This is a genomic window from Allorhizobium sonneratiae, from assembly GCF_023700755.1.
Lineage (GTDB): Bacteria > Pseudomonadota > Alphaproteobacteria > Rhizobiales > Rhizobiaceae > Allorhizobium > Allorhizobium sonneratiae.
The window spans coordinates 60430-77404 of the sequence record NZ_JAMKOJ010000012.1; the positions used below are offsets into that span (position 1 = coordinate 60430).

19 protein-coding genes are annotated in these 16975 nt (G+C 56.3%); 8 read left to right on the forward strand and 11 right to left on the reverse strand.

The features are described from left to right. Positions 1 to 223: 223 nt before the first annotated feature. On the reverse strand, positions 224 to 808 hold the full coding sequence (locus tag NAC44_RS18845) for a LysE family translocator (protein WP_250943107.1): 585 nt from the start codon (positions 806 to 808) through the stop codon (positions 224 to 226). A gap of 321 nt (positions 809 to 1129) precedes the next feature. On the opposite strand from NAC44_RS18845, the gene NAC44_RS18850 reads away from it, so the two are divergent. The 3 genes from NAC44_RS18850 (at position 1130) to NAC44_RS18860 (ending at position 2675) form a co-directional block, all read left to right on the forward strand. Continuing rightward, positions 1130 to 2092 carry an alpha/beta fold hydrolase gene (locus NAC44_RS18850; protein ID WP_250943108.1) on the forward strand — a complete coding sequence of 321 codons (963 nt, stop codon included), beginning with the start codon at positions 1130 to 1132 and terminating at the stop codon, positions 2090 to 2092. 84 nt (positions 2093 to 2176) lie between these two features. Beyond that, a complete protein-coding gene (locus NAC44_RS18855; protein ID WP_250943109.1) occupies positions 2177 to 2332 on the forward strand; it encodes a DUF3309 family protein in 156 nt (51 codons plus the stop codon). An 85-nt stretch (positions 2333 to 2417) separates the two neighbouring features. Beyond that, positions 2418 to 2675 (forward strand): YMGG-like glycine zipper-containing protein, encoded by a 258-nt coding sequence (locus tag NAC44_RS18860; protein ID WP_250943110.1) that lies wholly within the window; start codon positions 2418 to 2420, stop codon positions 2673 to 2675. A gap of 70 nt (positions 2676 to 2745) precedes the next feature. On the opposite strand, the gene NAC44_RS18865 is transcribed toward NAC44_RS18860, so the two are convergent. From NAC44_RS18865 to NAC44_RS21275, 3 genes are all read right to left on the reverse strand, one after another. Further along, complete coding sequence (locus tag NAC44_RS18865; protein ID WP_250943111.1) at positions 2746 to 3570, reverse strand: lytic murein transglycosylase; 825 nt, start codon at positions 3568 to 3570, stop codon at positions 2746 to 2748. A gap of 151 nt (positions 3571 to 3721) precedes the next feature. Beyond that, complete coding sequence (locus NAC44_RS18870; RefSeq protein ID WP_250943112.1) at positions 3722 to 4756, reverse strand: aspartate-semialdehyde dehydrogenase; 1035 nt, start codon at positions 4754 to 4756, stop codon at positions 3722 to 3724. Between the two features lie 105 nt (positions 4757 to 4861). Further along, a complete protein-coding gene (locus NAC44_RS21275) occupies positions 4862 to 4984 on the reverse strand; it encodes a hypothetical protein (RefSeq protein ID WP_274706962.1) in 123 nt (40 codons plus the stop codon). A 364-nt stretch (positions 4985 to 5348) separates the two neighbouring features. On the opposite strand from NAC44_RS21275, the gene NAC44_RS18875 reads away from it, so the two are divergent. Then, on the forward strand, positions 5349 to 7232 hold the full coding sequence (locus tag NAC44_RS18875; RefSeq protein WP_250943113.1) for an MFS transporter: 1884 nt from the start codon (positions 5349 to 5351) through the stop codon (positions 7230 to 7232). A gap of 57 nt (positions 7233 to 7289) precedes the next feature. On the opposite strand, the gene NAC44_RS18880 is transcribed toward NAC44_RS18875, so the two are convergent. From NAC44_RS18880 to NAC44_RS18895, 4 genes are all read right to left on the reverse strand, one after another. Continuing rightward, complete coding sequence (locus tag NAC44_RS18880) at positions 7290 to 8123, reverse strand: phosphatase PAP2 family protein (RefSeq protein ID WP_250943114.1); 834 nt, start codon at positions 8121 to 8123, stop codon at positions 7290 to 7292. Between the two features lie 70 nt (positions 8124 to 8193). Beyond that, positions 8194 to 9306 (reverse strand): 3-isopropylmalate dehydrogenase, encoded by a 1113-nt coding sequence (leuB, locus tag NAC44_RS18885; protein ID WP_250943115.1) that lies wholly within the window; start codon positions 9304 to 9306, stop codon positions 8194 to 8196. A 163-nt stretch (positions 9307 to 9469) separates the two neighbouring features. Continuing rightward, a complete protein-coding gene (gene leuD, locus NAC44_RS18890; RefSeq protein WP_250943116.1) occupies positions 9470 to 10075 on the reverse strand; it encodes a 3-isopropylmalate dehydratase small subunit in 606 nt (201 codons plus the stop codon). Between the two features lie 106 nt (positions 10076 to 10181). Beyond that, a complete protein-coding gene (locus tag NAC44_RS18895) occupies positions 10182 to 10421 on the reverse strand; it encodes a hypothetical protein (protein ID WP_250943117.1) in 240 nt (79 codons plus the stop codon). A 124-nt stretch (positions 10422 to 10545) separates the two neighbouring features. On the opposite strand from NAC44_RS18895, the gene NAC44_RS18900 reads away from it, so the two are divergent. Together NAC44_RS18900 and NAC44_RS18905 are read left to right on the forward strand one after the other, a co-directional pair. Then, entirely contained in the window at positions 10546 to 11436 is an 891-nt protein-coding gene (locus NAC44_RS18900) for an HpcH/HpaI aldolase/citrate lyase family protein (protein ID WP_250943118.1), read from the forward strand. Continuing rightward, complete coding sequence (locus NAC44_RS18905) at positions 11433 to 11639, forward strand: DUF1737 domain-containing protein (RefSeq protein ID WP_099059681.1); 207 nt, start codon at positions 11433 to 11435, stop codon at positions 11637 to 11639. The genes NAC44_RS18900 and NAC44_RS18905 overlap by 4 nt, the downstream gene beginning before the upstream one ends. Positions 11640 to 11856: 217 nt before the next feature. Here the strand turns inward: NAC44_RS18905 and NAC44_RS18910 are convergent, their stop codons facing one another. Both NAC44_RS18910 and acs read right to left on the reverse strand, forming a co-directional pair. After that, on the reverse strand, positions 11857 to 12300 hold the full coding sequence (locus tag NAC44_RS18910) for a metallopeptidase family protein (RefSeq protein ID WP_250943119.1): 444 nt from the start codon (positions 12298 to 12300) through the stop codon (positions 11857 to 11859). A 114-nt stretch (positions 12301 to 12414) separates the two neighbouring features. Then, positions 12415 to 14376, reverse strand: a complete 1962-nt coding sequence (acs, locus tag NAC44_RS18915; RefSeq protein ID WP_250943120.1) for an acetate--CoA ligase — start codon at positions 14374 to 14376, stop codon at positions 12415 to 12417. 234 nt (positions 14377 to 14610) lie between these two features. Between acs and NAC44_RS18920 the strand changes: the two genes are divergently transcribed. Together NAC44_RS18920 and NAC44_RS18925 are read left to right on the forward strand one after the other, a co-directional pair. Continuing rightward, entirely contained in the window at positions 14611 to 15306 is a 696-nt protein-coding gene (locus NAC44_RS18920) for a DUF1013 domain-containing protein (RefSeq protein ID WP_250943121.1), read from the forward strand. Between the two features lie 135 nt (positions 15307 to 15441). Next, a complete protein-coding gene (locus NAC44_RS18925) occupies positions 15442 to 16119 on the forward strand; it encodes an SGNH/GDSL hydrolase family protein (protein ID WP_250943122.1) in 678 nt (225 codons plus the stop codon). Positions 16120 to 16262: 143 nt separating this feature from the next. Here NAC44_RS18925 and NAC44_RS18930 read toward each other — a convergent pair whose 3' ends face one another. Continuing rightward, positions 16263 to 16922, reverse strand: coding sequence for a YggS family pyridoxal phosphate-dependent enzyme (locus NAC44_RS18930; RefSeq protein WP_250943123.1), 660 nt, complete (start codon positions 16920 to 16922; stop codon positions 16263 to 16265). Positions 16923 to 16975 lie beyond the last annotated feature (53 nt).

Here is a 16975-nt window from a genome sequence, read left to right on the forward strand (position 1 = left end):
CCGCCCGCCTTCCGAAGCACACATGACGATGCAATGCGCCAAAGGCAAGGAGAGAATTGCATCAAGGCGGTTTTTGTCTTCTTGTTGTGCCCGAGACGGCCCACAACCGGGCTCGGACGGCACAAAACATCATCCCAGGGGGCCGGAAAAGGGAAAGAACGAATCAGAGACGAATCACTGACTCCATCTGATTCAGTCTTTGTTCCGTTGCTGATCCGGGTGTTTACATCGATAGCAGCATCTTGATCCCAGCCACCGCAAACAGGCTGGCCATCACCCCATCGATCCAGCGACGGGCGGCACGATAGACCCGATAGGCACGCTCGGTTGAGAACAGCACAGCATAGCCGTTCAGGATGATAAAGCCCGTGATCAGGCAGGCCGTGACGATACGTGTAAGATCAAAGACCGAAGCCTCAGGCGGCAGACCCAGCGTGATGACCGACAACCAGGCAAAGACTGCCTTGGGATTGGTCAGGTGGATAAGAAAGCCACGGACAAAGATTTTGGACATGGCCTGTACTGGAATGGGTGCACTGCTCCGAAGATCTACGGGGCGGGCCTGAACCACGGACCGGCCGGAACGGAACGCCAGATAGAGAAGATAAAACCCGCCAGCGACTTTCAACAAGGACAGGATTTCGCCATAACGGCCAAGCAGGGCGGCAAGACCGAAGGAAGCGGCCATGGCCCAGAAAAACGAACCGCAATAGACCCCAAAGGACAGAAAAAGCCCGGCCCGCCGCCCCTGTGACACCGCTGTCGAGATAATGGCAAGGATAGCCGGACCGGGGCTGAGCACAGCCACGCAATAAACCGCGTAAGCTGAGAAAAAATGTGACATTGCCACGCTCATTGATCATCACTCCAGCAGGACATCGTGAGCATATCGGCCAAACTTGTGCTGATGTACCAATGAAAAAAACTGATCATTTAGATATAGAATAAACTATATATAATACCTCGTCACCGATCTTTGCCTTCGATGGGAACCCGGAGCTGCATTGCGGCATTAAAAGGAGCAACCACGCAGACCACCGGCATTATTGCGTGATGTCATCAGACAAGGCTGTGTCATCGTCTCACCGCATCCGTTGTTTGCCGGTCACCATCCGTCAAGGATCGTCCCATGTTGAACAGCCCCAATCCCGAATGGATCAGCACCGGCAATGGGCCAGCCTGCGTTATGTTGCATGGCATGGCCATGGCTCCGTCTTTCTGGCAGGCTTATACGCCCGCTACGTTGCGCAAAGGAAAAGTGGCGGCCTATCCCTTGCCCGGGCATCATCCCTGGCGGCTGAATGAAGCGGACCCCCATTTTGACGAGGACACAGCAGTCAATGCTCTGTCGCAGGCGATCGAGCGGGATTTCCCCGGTCAGCAGGTCACTGTCGTCGGTCATTCCACAGGAGGACTATTCGCCTTGATGCTGGCCATTCATCGGCCTGATCTGGTCAGGCGTATCGTACTGATGGGGGCCTTCGGCTGTGGCGAGCTGATCAGCAGACGACATCTGGCCGGCCGTCTTATCGGTCTGCCGCTGATTGGCGCATTGATGTTCCGCTACGCCTTCCGTCGATGGATTTCCTCGACGATACATTTCCGCCATGGCTCTCTGGATTGCGTTTATGATAAATCCTGCCCCTGGGAGACAGAGGAGAGCCTGCAAGCCATCGAAGCGGTGCGAACGGCGCTTCTGGCATCCAATCCACTGGATATCGAGGCCATGGTCCGCTTCATCACCACCACATCCGTTATGGACCGCCTGAACCGTATCGAGGCTCCGGTCCTCAATCTGATCGGCATGCGGGATGCTGTGGTGCCGGCCAGTCATCAGCTTGCCCTATCGCGGCGACTGCGATTTTGCCAGACCGTGGTTTTGCGCCGCTGTGGTCATCTGCCGATGGTCGAGGCGCATGATCGTGTCACTCAATTGCTGGAGATGTTCCAGAATGATGTGCCAATACGGCAAGTATTGAAAAAAGAACGGCAAGAAAATCGGGAGCGCGGAACAAATTTCGCGTCTGTTCATTATGATCCCGTGTCACAAAACAGTGAAACATCTTTGATTTCAACACAGGCGCAGGCCTGACGACAACGACGGCATCGGTGTTTCGACAGATCCGCCGCTGGCCTGCCTGTTGCCTCTTGACTGTGGGAAAGGGAGGACAACGCCATGCTCGGCACCATACTGATCGTCATTCTTATTTTGATGCTGCTGGGCGCTTTGCCAAACTGGGGCTACAGCCGCAGCTGGGGATACGGACCCTCCGGTGGTCTGGGGCTGGTCCTGGTGATCATCATCATTCTCTTGCTGATGGGCCGGATCTGAGCCGCTTTCATCATTGCATCGGATCCCATCCACCCGGTTCCAGATGAGCGGTCCGATGATGTCAAACGGGAAAAGGAGCATTGATATGAAAAAAATCATCCTCGTGGCGGGCTTGATCCTACCGATGATCGCATCCTGCACACCGACAGAACGAGGTGCGTCGATTGGTGCGGCCTCAGGCGCGGTGATCGGCGGCGTTGCCAGCAATTCGTGGGGCGGTGCTGCAATCGGCGCTGTTGGAGGCGGGATTGTCGGTGCCCTCATCGGCAAATCGACCGAACATCCGGGCTACTGCATCTATCGTGACCGTCACGGCCGCCGCTACGAGGCGCGTTGCCGGTAATCAGAGCACTGCACTCTGAAGCCTCATGCGTTTTTTCAAGCGCATGAGGCTATCCTTTCAGGCTATGTCTTCAAGGCGCATCAATCTTCGCGCCAATATAGGCAATGGCCTGTTCATAAACGGTGGCGGCATTCCATCCGGCAATGGCGGCGAAATTTGGCTGGCCCTGCTGATACCCCTGACCGGCAATCCAGCCATGACCTTTGAGAAAATTAGCCGTGGAGGCCAGTGCATCGGCCCGTGAGCCGATGAGATCGACACGCCCGTCACCGTCGCCATCCACGCCGTACAGCACGACATTCTTCGGCAGAAACTGCGTCTGGCCGATTTCGCCATGGGCGGCGCCATGGGCATTCACGCTGAGAGAGCCGTTCGCCACAAGCTTCAAAGCTGCATAGAGCTGATCGGTGAAGTAATCGCTGCGGCGGCAATCAAAGGCCAGCGTGGTGACGGCAGACAGCGTATGTTCATGGCCCATATAGCTGCCAAAGCCGGTTTCCATGCCCCAGATGGCAATCAAAGGTCCCGCCGGCACGCCATAACGATGTTCGATAGAGCGAAACAGCGCTGCATTCGCCCGTTTCATCGCTCGTCCACGGGTGATGATCGACTGACCACCGCGCTTTTGCATGAAGGCGTCAAAGGACAGTTTGAAGCTTTTCTGCCCACGGTCGGCCCGGATGGTCGGCAGATTGTAATGCACATCAGCAAAGGCCCGGTCCAGCACCGACTGGCTCACACCCCGCGCGCGCGCCTCCACCTTGAAAGCCTGAACCCAGCGGTCGAAACCGGCAGATGTATTGCCGCAGACCGGCGCAGCGATGGCAAGACCGCCCGCTGCTGCCCATGTGGTCAAGGTCAAAAAGGCTACAGTGGAAAATCGCTTCAATGCCATGGAAAGCCTCGCTCATACGCAAAAGCGCGGCCGGTTTCAGCCGCGCTCTGATCTGTTCAGTTTCGTTATCTTAAAGGTCAAACGGTTAAGCTTGAATTAACCATACAACCCCACCAGCACGTTTGAAAGCTGGCAGGACATCACCCGATCATCAGGCCGCAAGCGTCTTCGGCTTGATCAGCGCCCGGTTGATCAAAAGCTCAGCGATCTGCACAGCGTTGAGCGCTGCACCCTTACGCAGGTTGTCAGAAACAACCCACATGTTGAGACCGTTTTCAACCGTGGCATCCTCGCGGATACGCGAAATATAGGTGGCATCTTCGCCAGCGCATTCAACAGGGGTGATGTAACCGCCGTTTTCGTGGCTGTCGATAACGAGGCAACCCGGAGCTTCGCGCAGGATATCGCGGGCCTGATCAGCAGTGATTTCCTTTTCGAACTCGATATTGACCGATTCCGAATGGCCGATAAACACCGGAACGCGCACAGCCGTGCAGGTGACCTTGATCTTCGGATCGAGCATTTTCTTGGTTTCAGCCAGAACCTTCCATTCTTCCTTGGTATAGCCGTCTTCCATGAAGACATCGATATGCGGGATGACGTTGAAGGCGATGCGCTTGGTGAACTTCTTGTTCTCCACCGGATCGGCAACGAAAACGGCGCGTGTCTGGGTGAAAAGCTCGTCCATGCCTTCCTTGCCCGCACCCGAAACCGACTGATAGGTGGACACGACAACGCGCTTGATGGTGGCGACATCATGCAGCGGCTTCAGCGCCACAACGAGCTGGGCGGTCGAGCAATTCGGATTGGCGATGATGTTCTTCTTCGAGAAACCGACAATGGCGTCCGGATTGACTTCCGGAACGATCAGCGGCACCTCGAGATCATAACGCCAGGCCGAGGAATTATCGATGACGACGCAGCCTTGCTGACCAATCTTCGGCGACCACTTCTGCGACACCGTGCCGCCAGCCGACATCAGGCAGATATCCGTATCGGAGAAATCGTAGTTCTCCAGATTCTGCACTTTCAGAACCTTATCGCCAAAGGAGACTTCAGTGCCCTGCGACCGGGCCGAGGCGAGCGCCACGACCTCGGAAGCTGGAAAACCGCGCTCGGAGAGAATATTCAGCATTTCGCGACCGACATTGCCGGTGGCGCCTGCGACTGCAACTTTGAAACCCATGATCCTGCTCTCTTTCTGTCTCTCCTCGGGAGGGTGAGGGGGAAAGGGCGTTCAGCGCCTTTCCGGTCCCCGGCCTTGCCGGGGAGAGAGCGGGGGCCAGAGACGTCAGACGGTTTTGGTCGTCGTTTTGGCCTTGGTGGTGAGAAGAACGGCACAGGATTGAAGAGCGTGCAGCAAGACTGCCCGTACCCCATGTTCAACAGCATTGTTCTGGCTGGCGAAACGCATCCCGTTATCCTTTCCCCGCCGGGTTTAGCGGGTTTTTCCGTCATGTCAAGAAAAGTCATGATCGGATGCGTTCGGAAAACCGGGCGCGATCTACGACGAAAGTCATAAGCCGAAAGCATCGCTCTCTAAAACCGATAAAATCTGGCACCTTATCCGTTAATTCGTCAATGCGGCATAACAGCCTGCTGCAGAACATCTCGAAACCAGCCGGTTTCGGGGAGGTCGGCAGAAGGTCCCGGAGGAGGGGACGCCGCTTTTCGAAGAAACGCGCTTTCAAACGATGTTTCACGTGAAATAGCGCTTTCATGGAGATGGGGGCAGGGGCCGACAGGAGAGGCCGGTTGCCTTCAGGGGAGGATCAGCAATGGCAAATGTCACAAGCGTGCATGGCTCGTCACGGGGCATGACCGCCGAAGAGCGAAAGGTCATTTTCGCCTCATCGCTCGGCACCGTGTTCGAATGGTATGACTTCTATCTCTACGGATCACTGGCGCTTTATATCGGCTCCACCTTCTTTGCCCAGTATCCGGAAACCACCCGCAATATCTTCACGCTTCTGGCTTTTGCCGCCGGCTTTCTGGTGCGTCCCTTCGGCGCGCTGGTGTTTGGCCGACTGGGCGATCTTGTCGGGCGCAAATATACCTTCCTCGTTACCATTCTGATCATGGGCGCGTCGACTTTTCTGGTCGGCCTGTTGCCGGGGTCAAATTCCATCGGCATCGCCGCGCCTGTCCTGCTGATCATTCTGCGATTGCTGCAGGGACTGGCCCTTGGTGGCGAATATGGCGGAGCGGCAACCTATGTGGCCGAACATGCCCCGCATGGGCGGCGCGGTTTCTATACCTCCTGGATCCAGACAACGGCGACGATGGGCCTGTTCCTGTCGTTGATCATCATCCTGTCGATCCAGACGATGATGGGCAAGGAGGCCTTTGCCGCCTGGGGCTGGCGCATTCCCTTCGTTCTCTCGGCTGTGCTTCTTGGCATTTCCGTCTGGATTCGCATGCAGATGAACGAATCGCCCGCCTTCAAAAAGATGAAGGAAGAGGGCAAGCATTCCAAAGCACCGATTTCGGAAGCCTTCGGCCAGTGGAAAAACGCCAAAATCGCCATTCTCGCACTGTTCGGCGCCGTCGCCGGTCAGGCCGTCGTCTGGTATGCAGGCCAATTCTACGCTCTGTTCTTCCTGCAGAACGTGCTGAAAGTCGAGTCCATGGCCGCCAATATCATGGTGGCGATCGCTCTGGCCATCGGCTCGCTGTTCTTCGTCGTTTTCGGTTGGCTCTCCGACAAGATCGGGCGCAAGCCGATTATCATGCTTGGCCTGTTCCTCGCCATGCTCACCTATTTCCCGCTGTTCAAGGCACTGACGTCTTCGGCCAATCCGGCGCTGGCCGAAGCCCAGGCCACCATCAGGGCCACGGTCACGGCTGATCCGAAGGATTGCAATTTCCAGTTCAACCCGACCGGCACGGCGAAATTCACCACATCCTGCGATATCGCAACAGCCCTTCTGACCAAGAATTCCGTGCCCTATACGGTGGTGCCGGCAGCGGCCGGAACGGTGGCCTCAATCAAGATCGGTGACACCCTGATTGCTGGCTATGATGCCATTCAGGCAGGCAGCAATGCCAAGGCACAGGATGCCGCCTTGCAGAAGAAGGTGAATGTCGCCCTTCAGAGCGCCGGTTTCCCGCTGGTGAGGAGCGCGGCCAAGGTGCCCGATGCCAAGCTGGAAAGCTTTCTGGCCGCCAATCCGGAGCTGAACCTCAAGGCGGATCAGGTGCGCGAAGGGGCAAAAACCATGGTGCCGACGGCGGATCTCATCGCCGACAAACAGATCACCAAAGACGAGGCCGCCCAGACCGGCAGCGATCAGATGGCTGTCTATACGATTGCCCAGGGTGGTCCGTTCAAGATGGTCGCCAACCCCGATGAGGTGAAATGGCTGCCGACCATCGCCATCCTGACGGTCCTGGTGATCTATGTCACCATGGTCTATGGCCCGATTGCCGCCATGCTGGTGGAAATGTTCCCCACCCGCATCCGGTATACCGGCATGTCGCTGCCCTATCACATCGGCAATGGCTGGTTCGGTGGTCTGCTGCCCGCCACCGCCTTTGCCATGAGTGCGGCGGAAGGCGATATCTATTACGGTCTCTGGTATCCGATCGTCATTGCCGGCATGTCGTTCATCATCGGCATGATCTTCCTGAAGGAAACCCGCAACACCGAGATCGACGCCTGATCGATCGCAAGGAAACAGAAAACGGAACGCCCGGAGAGATCTGCTCCGGGCGTTTTTTTATCGGCGGCGGATCAATCTTTGCCGAAGCACCGGCCAGCCGCCGTCAACCGCGCGAAACACATAACCGGCCCGGGCAAAGACCAGCGCCAGCATCAGGGAAAACCACGCGCCGAAACCAAGACCGGCAATCACGTCACCTGGAAAATGCGCCCCGACCATGACGCGCGACATGCCCATCCACAAGGCACCGACCAGCAAGGCCAGCCGATAGCGCGGAAAAACCAGCGCCGCCATCATGAAGATCGCGCCAAATGTGGTGGAATGACCGGAAGGAAAGCTTTCGTAAAGCGACGAACCCGCCAGCGGCTGAAAGTGAAAAGCGCCATGCTCGGCAAAGACATAGGGACGGCCCCGGCCGATCAGCCGCTTGAGAAGATTGGCGGCAAGCCCTGACAGGGCAATCGAAGCGAAGAGATAAAGGCCGAACCAGGCCATGAACAGGGCACGCCCGCGCGCCATCACCGTTTCGGCCCGATACGCCACGGCAAGACCGCTCATGCCAAACAGGAAACTCAAAATCAGGCACCAATCGGCTTTGCCGAAACGGGTGCAGATTTGCGCAAAATGCTGAATGACGGGATTGGCGACAGGGCCTGCTTTGCCAACCGGCTGATCGAACACCACAGCCGACAGCAGAACCATCGATGCGACAACAAAGAGAAATGTCAGGGGATAGCTTTCGCCGACAACCTTTACCGGGTGACGCTTGCGAAACAGTTTTGGCCAATCGACCCTTTTGATCAAGCGACCGGGATTGCGCCTGCGGTGAAAATCGGACACATGCGTGACAATCGCTGCAATTTGTTTTTGCAGCCTATCGATAAACATCATGTTGGTTTTCCCGGGAAAGAGCATCAGCAACTGCCGTGCCTGTTATGGCACGGCAGTTACGGGAAAACAATTACTGCAGCAGAGCCTTGAATTCGGCAAGGATCGCATCGCCCATCTCGACGGTGCCTACCTGACGGCAGCCTTCACCCATGATGTCGCCGGTGCGGATGCCCTTGTCCAGAACCGTCGCAATCGCCTTTTCCAGCGCGTCGGCCTGAGCAACCTCGCCGAAGGAATAGCGCAGGCACATGGCGAAGGAGGCAATCATGGCAATCGGATTGGCCAGACCCTTGCCGGCAATGTCAGGGGCCGAACCATGCACAGGCTCGTACAACGCCTTGCGCTTGCCGGTCTTGGCATCCGGTGCGCCGAGCGAGGCGGACGGCAACATGCCGAGCGAACCGGTCAGCATGGCGGCAACGTCGGACAACATATCACCGAAAAGATTGTCGGTGACGATCACGTCGAACTGTTTCGGCGCGCGCACCAGCTGCATTCCGCCGGCATCGGCCAGCATGTGCGACAGGGCGACGTCGGCATATTTCGCCTTGTGCGTTTCGGTGACCACCTGGTTCCACAACACGCCAGACTTCATCACATTGCGCTTTTCCATGGAGCAGACGGCATTCTTGCGGGTACGGGCCAGCTCGAAAGCGACAGACGAAATGCGCTCGATTTCATAGGTGTCATAGACCTGCGTGTCGATGGCCCGCTTCTGACCATTGCCAAGATCGGTGATCGTCTTCGGCTCACCGAAATAGACGCCGCCGGTCAGTTCGCGAACGATGAGAATGTCCAGCCCCTCGACAAGTTCCGGCTTGAGAGACGAAGCGGAGGCCAGTGCCGGATAGCAGATGGCCGGACGCAGATTGGCAAACAGCTCCAGATCCTTGCGCAACCGCAAAAGACCGGCTTCCGGGCGAACCTCATAAGGAACGTCATCCCATTTCGGTCCGCCAACGGCACCGAACAGCACAGCATCGGCGGCCAGAGCCTTGGCCATATCTTCTTCGGAAATCGCAACGCCATGGGCATCATAGGCCGAGCCGCCGACAAGACCCTCGTCCAGCACGAAACCGGAACCGAGATCCTCATTCATATAGGAAATGATCTTGCGGACTTCATTCATCGCCTCGGGACCGATACCATCGCCGGGCAGAAGGAAAAGCGTGCGCGCTGTCATGGGCTAACCTCTTTGATTGTCGTTGACGCGTTTTATCCGCCGAGGGGGCACACTTCAAGAACGCCGAAGATGAAAGCGGTACGCAGCCGCAAAAACAAAAGGCGGCCTCAATGGGCCGCCCTCATGCTGTTTCTGCTATGGTCTGACTGCAAGAGCAGCACTCTCAAGCCCAGGGGCGCGAGGTTGCCATGCCCTTTTCATAATCGGCAATGGCGGAGGATTTTTCCAGCGTCAGGCCGATGTCGTCGAGACCGTTGAGCAGGCAATGGCGCTTGAAAGCATCGATTTCAAAGGTAATTTTGCCGCCATCCGGCCCGGTGATTTCCTGGGCTTCGAGATCGACGCTCAGAACGGCGTTGGAACCGCGCTCGGCATCATCCATCAGCTTGTCCAGATCTTCCTGGCTGACGGTGATCGGCAAAATGCCGTTCTTGAAACAGTTGTTGTAGAAAATATCGGCGAAGCTGGTGGAGATCACGCAGCGAATGCCGAAATCGAGAAGCGCCCAGGGCGCATGTTCACGCGAAGAGCCGCAGCCGAAATTGTCACCGGCAACGAGGATTTTCGCATCGCGGTAAGCAGGCTTGTTCAGAACGAAATCCGGGTTTTCCGATCCGTCCTGGTTATAGCGGGCTTCGGCGAACAGGCCCGTACCCAGACCGGTCCGCTTGATCGTCTTCAGGTAATCCTTCGGGATGATCATGTCCGTGTCGATATTCACGACCGGAAGGGGCGCTGCAACGCCGGTCAGCTTGGTGAACTTGTCCATGTCTCACTCCTGCAAAAAAATCTGAACCGCAGTACCTTAAAAAAGCGGAGATTTGAAGGAGAATCTTGACCGGTTCAGTGCCGCACCGGGTAAAACGCCGATCAACTTACATATCGATGATCGTGCCGTTGCCGTCATTCCAGATCCGCACTGGCTGGCGCGCCTGTTGTTTGCGTGCACGGGCATAAAGCGGCATCGGCTTTTGTTTCAGGGACATCATCCGCCAGCCGAGGGCAAGGCTCATCACCAGACCTGCGACCATGGTGAGGGAAAGAGTCATTGCCGCTGCAAGTGCTGCGACCACGACGCCAAGGCTGATCCATACCAGAGAGCGAAGAGTGTTCATCGTCATCATCCTTTCACATGTTCAAGGTGGGGCTTCACCTTGGGCTTTGCAAGGGCTATTGCTGTGCCTCCTTGTCGCAGCCCGGGTGTCACAGGCCTGCCACTGCGGGCATCAGGAGAGGAAGATGACGGAAGCATTGACCCCACAAGAACGTTTCAGGCTACGCCGTTCCCTGCTGAGTGTGCCGGCGATCAATGCCCGCGCATTGGAAAAATCCCGAACTCTTCCGACAGACGGGGTGATTTTCGATCTTGAGGATTCGGTCGCCGAAAGCGCCAAACAACTGGCCCGCGACAGTTTGAAGCAGTTTGCCGAAGGTCATGACAGGCCAGATCAGCAATGGATTATCCGGATCAATGGCACGGACACCCCTCATCACGCAGCCGACCTTGCTCTGGTGCGGCAGTTGCAACCGGATGCCGTTCTTCTGCCCAAGGCGGAAAGCGTTGAAGCCTTGACGCAGTTGCGGGATCGGATCGGGAGTAGGTCTGAGCTTTGGGCCATGATCGAAACGCCGAAAGCCGTGCTCAAGGCCGCGGCCCTTGCGGAAGCGGCAGAAGACTGTGGCTTAACTTGCTTTGTCGTCGGTCTCAACGATCTGCGCAAGGAAACGCGCATCCCCGCCGATCCGAAGCGGCGCACGCTTTTGCCTTTGTTGATGCAGGTGGTGCTGGCCGCCCGCGCCTATGGCCTCGACGTGATCGACAGCGTCTCCAACGATTTTCGCGACCTCGAAGCGTTCCAGGCCGAATGCACCGAGGGCCGCGCCATGGGCTTTGACGGCAAGATGCTGATCCATCCGAGCCAGATCGAGGCTGCCAATCGCGCCTTTGCTCCCAGTGCTGAAGACCTGGCCGAGGCAAGAGCCATCATCGCCGCCTTCAGCACGCCGGAAGCCGCCGCACTCAATGTCATCAACCACAATGGCCGGATGATCGAGCGGCTCCATGCCGAAGCAGCCGAACGTCTTCTGAAAACCTTTTCTCGCACAACAAACCAGGATGAACCGCAATGAAAGTCTATCGATTCCTCACCGGCCCGGACGATGCCTCCTTCTGCCACCGCGTGACCGATGCGCTGAACAAGGGCTGGGAACTGCATGGCGCCCCCAGCCTCTCCTTCAATGCTGCCACCAATCAGATGCATTGCGGTCAGGCAGTCGTCAAAACCGTGCACGGCAAGGATTACGATCCGTCGATGAAGCTTGGCGAACAATAATCAATCCCGGATGAGGGCTGACACTCCTGCATAATTCCTTAAACCGGAATCGGTTTAAGGTGAAAATTATTCAGCAAATTAAAAGTGTTACAGCGTCCTTTGTGCGCCATATATGGCGCACGGCGCTGTCGATGTTTCGTCATCCTCGGACCTGTCCCGAGGCTCTGCCGTCGTGACAAGCGCCTTCAAAAGAAGAAGGCCCCGTTTGGGGCCCTTTTCAGGATTGATCCGCAATACCCGCCTCTGCGGTGTCTTCAATCCGTTGCATATCGTCATCCGACAGGCCGAAATGATGGCCGATCTCATGGATCAGGACATGGGTAATGATATCGCCAAGGGTCTCGTCATTTTCCGCCCAGTAATCAAGAATGGGCCGACGATAAAGGGTGATGCGATTGGGCAATTGCCCGGTTTCCATGGTGAACCGTTCGGAAATGCCGTTTCCTTCGAACAGGCCGAGCAGGTCGAAGGGTGTTTCGAGCGCCATATCCTCAAAAATCTCGTCCGTCGGAAAATCGGCGATCTCAATAATGAGGTTTCCAGTCAACGCCCTAAACTCCTGCGGCAAGGAGCCGAAGGCTTCAATGGCAAGCGATTCGAAGCTGCTGATCGTTGGCGCATGCTTGTCGCGCCAGTCTTCGGATTGATCGATCCGGGCCATGAGAACTCCTGATAAGGCCCTTCATATAATCACTTTTGCAGCCCGTGACGAGAGGGCTGCAAAATTCCTTTGCGGGGAAACATGCAAAAGGCATTCGCGCCCTTTGCTGCAGGTTCAGGCCGCCGCTGCCGACTTGTTCTGCCGGTTGGCGATCAGATCATCAACCACGGTCGGATCGGCCAGTGTCGAGGTGTCGCCCAGAGAGCCGAAATCGTCTTCGGCGATCTTGCGCAGAATACGGCGCATGATCTTGCCGGAACGGGTTTTCGGCAGGCCGGGGGCGAACTGGATCTTGTCGGGCGAGGCGATCGGGCCGATCTCGGCACGCACATGCTTGATCAGCGCCTGACGCAATTCCTCATTGCCCTCCTGACCGGCCATCAGCGTGACATAGCAATAAATGCCCTGTCCCTTGATGACATGCGGATAGCCGACGACAGCGGCTTCGGAGACAAGGTGATGCGAGACCAGCGCCGATTCCACCTCTGCCGTACCAAGCCGGTGACCGGAAACATTCAGCACATCATCGACGCGGCCGGTGATCCAGTAATAGCCGTCCTCATCGCGGCGGCAGCCGTCGCCGGTGAAATATTTGCCCTTATAAGTGGAGAAATAGGTCTGGACGAAGCGATTATGGTCGCCATAGATCGTCCGCGCCTGTCCCGGCCAGCTGTCTGTGATGCAGAGATTGCCATCGATTGCGCCCTCCAGCACCTGGCCCTCATTATCAACCAGTTGCGGCTTCACACCAAAGAAGGGCCGGGTGGCCGAACCTGGCTTGAGGTCGGTTGCGCCGGGCAGGGGAGAAATCAGGATACCGCCGGTTTCCGTCTGCCACCAGGTGTCGACGATGGGGCAGCGATCTTCGCCAACCACATGATAATACCATTCCCAAGCTTCCGGATTGATCGGTTCGCCGACCGAGCCGAGAAGCCTGAGGCTCGAACGCGACGAGCGTTTGACGAAGTCGTCGCCCGCCCCCATCAGCGAACGGATTGCCGTCGGCGCGGTATAGAAGATATTGACCTTGTGCTTGTCGATCACTTCCCAGAAGCGGCCCTGATCGGGGAAATTCGGCACACCTTCAAACATCAGGGTCGTGGCGCAATTGGCAAGCGGTCCATAGACGATATAGGAATGGCCCGTGACCCAGCCGACATCGGCACTGCACCAGAAAATCTCGCCGTCCTTGTAATCGAAGACATATTCATGGGTCATCGAGGCATAGACGAGATAGCCGCCCGTGGTATGCAGCACCCCCTTGGGCTTGCCGGTCGAACCGGACGTATAAAGGATGAACAGCGGATCTTCCGCCTTCATCTTCACCGGCGGGCAATCCGGTTTTGCCTTGGCAATTTCCTGATGATACCAGAGGTCGCGGCCCGGTGCCCAGCCGACCTTGCCGCCGGTGCGGCGCACCACAAGCACCTTGTTGACGATGACATATTGCTTGGCGGCAATATCGATGGCGATATCGGTATTTTCCTTGAGCGCCACCGGCTTGCCGCCGCGCACGCCCTCATCGCAGGTGATCACGAAGGTCGATTCGCAATCGACGATACGCCCCGCCAGCGCTTCCGGTGAAAAACCACCAAACACCACCGAATGCACCGCGCCGATGCGGGCGCATGCCAGCATGGCATAGGCCGCTTCCGGGATCATCGGCATATAAATGGTGACGCGGTCGCCCTTCTTGACCCCTTGCGCCTTCAGCACATTGGCGAGACGGCAGACATTGTCGTAAAGCTGGTTATAGGTGATCTTCTTGTCGATATAGGGATTGTCGCCTTCCCAGATGATCGCGGTGCGCTCGCCATGGGTCTTCAAATGCCGGTCGATGCAGTTATAGGAGACATTGGTGATGCCATCTTCAAACCATTTGATCGAAACCTTGCCCTTGAAACTGGTGTTCTTCGCCTTGGTGTAGGGTTTGAACCAGTCGATCCGCTTGCCATGCTTCATCCAGAACTTTTCCGGGTCCTCGATGCTCTCCTCATACCATTTCTGATATTTATCCGGATCGATCATTGCCTGGGCGCGCGCCGATTTCAAAACGGGATAGGTTTTCGCCGACATATTTTCCTCCTTTCAGGCGCTTTGCCAAAAGCCAAGACCAAGCACCTGTCTCTCCACTATGACCTATATTCATAGCACTCCGCTCTGTGTCGGCAATTAGACAAAGGTCATTTGCTGCTCAAACATTTGCAATTCTGCGCCAATCGGCGTATAGGGAAGTCGATTTCCCGGAAATTGTGGTTTTGTCCACGGCTCGCGGCCCAAGGCGCGGACCTGAAGAAGGATTGTAAGTTCATGGCCCAGACATTGCTCATGCCCAAGGCAACGGCCGTATGGCTTGTCGATAACACGGCGCTGTCATTCGACCAGATCGCCACATTCTGCAAGCTGCATCCGCTGGAAGTAAAGGCGATTGCAGACGGCGAGGCAGCACAGGGCATCAAGGGTCTCGATCCGATCGCGACCGGCCAGCTTTCGCGCGATGAAATTGCCCGCGGCGAAAAAGACATTCACTACAAGCTGAAAATTTCTGAGCCGAAGGTGCGCGTGCCGGAAAGCAAGCGTCGCGGCCCGCGCTATACGCCGCTGTCCAAGCGCCAGGACCGGCCCAATGCCGTGCTCTGGCTGGTACGCAACCATCCGGAACTGAAGGATGCGCAGATTGCCCGGCTGATCGGCACGACGAAAAACACCATCGAACAGATCCGCGACCGCAGCCACTGGAATTCGGCCAATCTGACGCCGATGGACCCTGTGACGCTGGGTCTGTGCAGCCAGATCGATCTCGACATGGAAGTAGAAAAAGCCTCCAAGGGCCGTCCGCTGCCGACTGCCGCCGAAATCGGCGCCACCCTGCAATCGGCTTCGGACACCGAACATCTCGACTTCTATCAGGAAGAAGAGAAAGAAATTGACGCCAGCGCCGTGTTTGCCAAGCTGCAGTCGCTCAAATCGGACCGCAAGCCGGATGAGGACGACGATCAGTACTGATCGCACCTGCCGTCTTGTCAATCGTAAAGCCGTTTGCAATGATTTACTCCTTGCAAACGGCTTTTTTTATTCTTGCATGTCTAGAGCATCGTGCGGTCAATATGATGCAATCTGTTTCGAAGGCAGGAAACGACAATGAAAAATGTCACAACGTGGCATATAGTTGGCGACAGCCATATTCAAGCCTTTCGTGCAGCATCTGAGATGGGACTGATGACCAATCCCTGTCTCTTCACAGAGGTTCCAGCCGCAACCGCGGTCGGTCTTCGGAACCCGAATTCGCTGACCGACGCAGTCAGTATTTTTAAAAAAGAGCTACTAACGGCAAAAATAGCTGTAAGACCAGTGATTCAATTGGGGGAAGTCGATTGTGGTTTTGTGATCTGGTATAGAGCGCAAAAACATAATGAAAGCATACAGTCACAGTTTGATCAAAGTATTGCCGCGTATTTCGACTTTGTTGATGAAATAAGAAATGGCGGATACATGACTGTCGTTATCTCCGCAGCGACGATACCGACGATTCGTGACGGACAGGATTGGGGAGACGTCGCCAACGCGCGACGACAGGTCAGGGCATCGTTGCGAGAAAGAACAGACCTGACGTTGGACTATAATGCGAAATTGCGCGAGGAAGCCGGGAAACGGTCTCTGCCGTTCATCGACATAACAGACAAGATCATCAACAGTCATACCCGTGTCATCGACGACAATTTTCGTCATCCTGATCCGACCGATCATCACCTTGACCCGAAAAAAGCAGGCCCGCTCTGGGCAGAAGAACTCAATCGCATTGATCGATCCTACTGCTAAAACATGCCGCGTTTTATTGACCTCAATAAAACGATAACGGACATGCGACACATCAAAAACTGAAAGCACGTTGCATGAGGCTGATAAGCCGCAACGTGCTTTAACAATGATACTCCAGACAATCACACGTCAGGGACATTTCTTTATCTCTGCCCGAAAATCGCCGAGCCGACGCGCACACTGGTCGCGCCAAAAGCAATCGCCGTTTCATAATCGCCGGACATGCCCATGGACAGCTTTGAGAGGCCGCAATCCTGCACCAGTTTTGCCAGCAAGGCGAAATGCGGACCGGGATTTTCCTCAGCCGGCGGAATGCACATCAACCCCTCAATGGTGTGTCCCAAATCCTGCCGGCAGAAATCGACAAATGTTCTAGTTTCTTTAGGATCGATTCCAGCTTTTTGCGGCTCAAGACCGGTATTGACCTGAATATAAAGCCGAAGGCTACGGCCCTGTTTCAGCATTTCCTCGGAAAGAACCCGGGCGATCTTTTCCCGGTCCACCGTTTCGATCACGTCGAAGAGCGCCACGGCATTGGCTGCCTTGTTGGATTGCAGCGGGCCGATCAGATGCAGCTCGAGGCCATCGGTTTCCGCCTTCAACTCGGGCCACTTGCTTTCGGCCTCCTGCACCCGGTTTTCACCGAAAATCCGCTGACCTTGTTGAATGACAGGACGAATGGCTGCTGCCTCAAAGGTCTTGGACACGGCAACAAGCTGAACTGAGCCCGGCTCCCGGCCTGCGTCTTGCGTTGCCTCGGTGATGCGATCTCTGACCTCTGCCAATCTTTCTTCAATCGTCATGCTGACCATCCCTGTTTTGAGACGTCCGTTTTTCAGGCTTTCGACGCGAAAGG

Excerpts from the sequence above, each read along its gene's own strand:
- NAC44_RS18930 (WP_250943123.1), bottom strand. The coding sequence starts at position 16,922 with ATGACGATTGAAGAAAGATTGGCAGAGGTCAGAGATCGCATCACCGAG.
- NAC44_RS18925 (WP_250943122.1), top strand. The coding sequence starts at position 15,442 with ATGAAAAATGTCACAACGTGGCATATAGTTGGCGACAGCCATATTCAA.
- NAC44_RS18920 (WP_250943121.1), top strand. The coding sequence starts at position 14,611 with ATGGCCCAGACATTGCTCATGCCCAAGGCAACGGCCGTATGGCTTGTC.
- NAC44_RS18875 (WP_250943113.1), top strand. The coding sequence starts at position 5,349 with ATGGCAAATGTCACAAGCGTGCATGGCTCGTCACGGGGCATGACCGCC.
- NAC44_RS18870 (WP_250943112.1), bottom strand. The coding sequence starts at position 4,756 with ATGGGTTTCAAAGTTGCAGTCGCAGGCGCCACCGGCAATGTCGGTCGC.
- leuB (WP_250943115.1), bottom strand. The coding sequence starts at position 9,306 with ATGACAGCGCGCACGCTTTTCCTTCTGCCCGGCGATGGTATCGGTCCC.
- NAC44_RS18860 (WP_250943110.1), top strand. The coding sequence starts at position 2,418 with ATGAAAAAAATCATCCTCGTGGCGGGCTTGATCCTACCGATGATCGCA.
- NAC44_RS18895 (WP_250943117.1), bottom strand. The coding sequence starts at position 10,421 with ATGAACACTCTTCGCTCTCTGGTATGGATCAGCCTTGGCGTCGTGGTC.
- NAC44_RS21275 (WP_274706962.1), bottom strand. The coding sequence starts at position 4,984 with ATGCGTTTCGCCAGCCAGAACAATGCTGTTGAACATGGGGTACGGGCA.
- leuD (WP_250943116.1), bottom strand. The coding sequence starts at position 10,075 with ATGGACAAGTTCACCAAGCTGACCGGCGTTGCAGCGCCCCTTCCGGTC.
- NAC44_RS18880 (WP_250943114.1), bottom strand. The coding sequence starts at position 8,123 with ATGATGTTTATCGATAGGCTGCAAAAACAAATTGCAGCGATTGTCACG.
- NAC44_RS18900 (WP_250943118.1), top strand. The coding sequence starts at position 10,546 with ATGACGGAAGCATTGACCCCACAAGAACGTTTCAGGCTACGCCGTTCC.
- NAC44_RS18865 (WP_250943111.1), bottom strand. The coding sequence starts at position 3,570 with ATGGCATTGAAGCGATTTTCCACTGTAGCCTTTTTGACCTTGACCACA.
- NAC44_RS18905 (WP_099059681.1), top strand. The coding sequence starts at position 11,433 with ATGAAAGTCTATCGATTCCTCACCGGCCCGGACGATGCCTCCTTCTGC.
- NAC44_RS18850 (WP_250943108.1), top strand. The coding sequence starts at position 1,130 with ATGTTGAACAGCCCCAATCCCGAATGGATCAGCACCGGCAATGGGCCA.
- acs (WP_250943120.1), bottom strand. The coding sequence starts at position 14,376 with ATGTCGGCGAAAACCTATCCCGTTTTGAAATCGGCGCGCGCCCAGGCA.
- NAC44_RS18910 (WP_250943119.1), bottom strand. The coding sequence starts at position 12,300 with ATGGCCCGGATCGATCAATCCGAAGACTGGCGCGACAAGCATGCGCCA.
- NAC44_RS18855 (WP_250943109.1), top strand. The coding sequence starts at position 2,177 with ATGCTCGGCACCATACTGATCGTCATTCTTATTTTGATGCTGCTGGGC.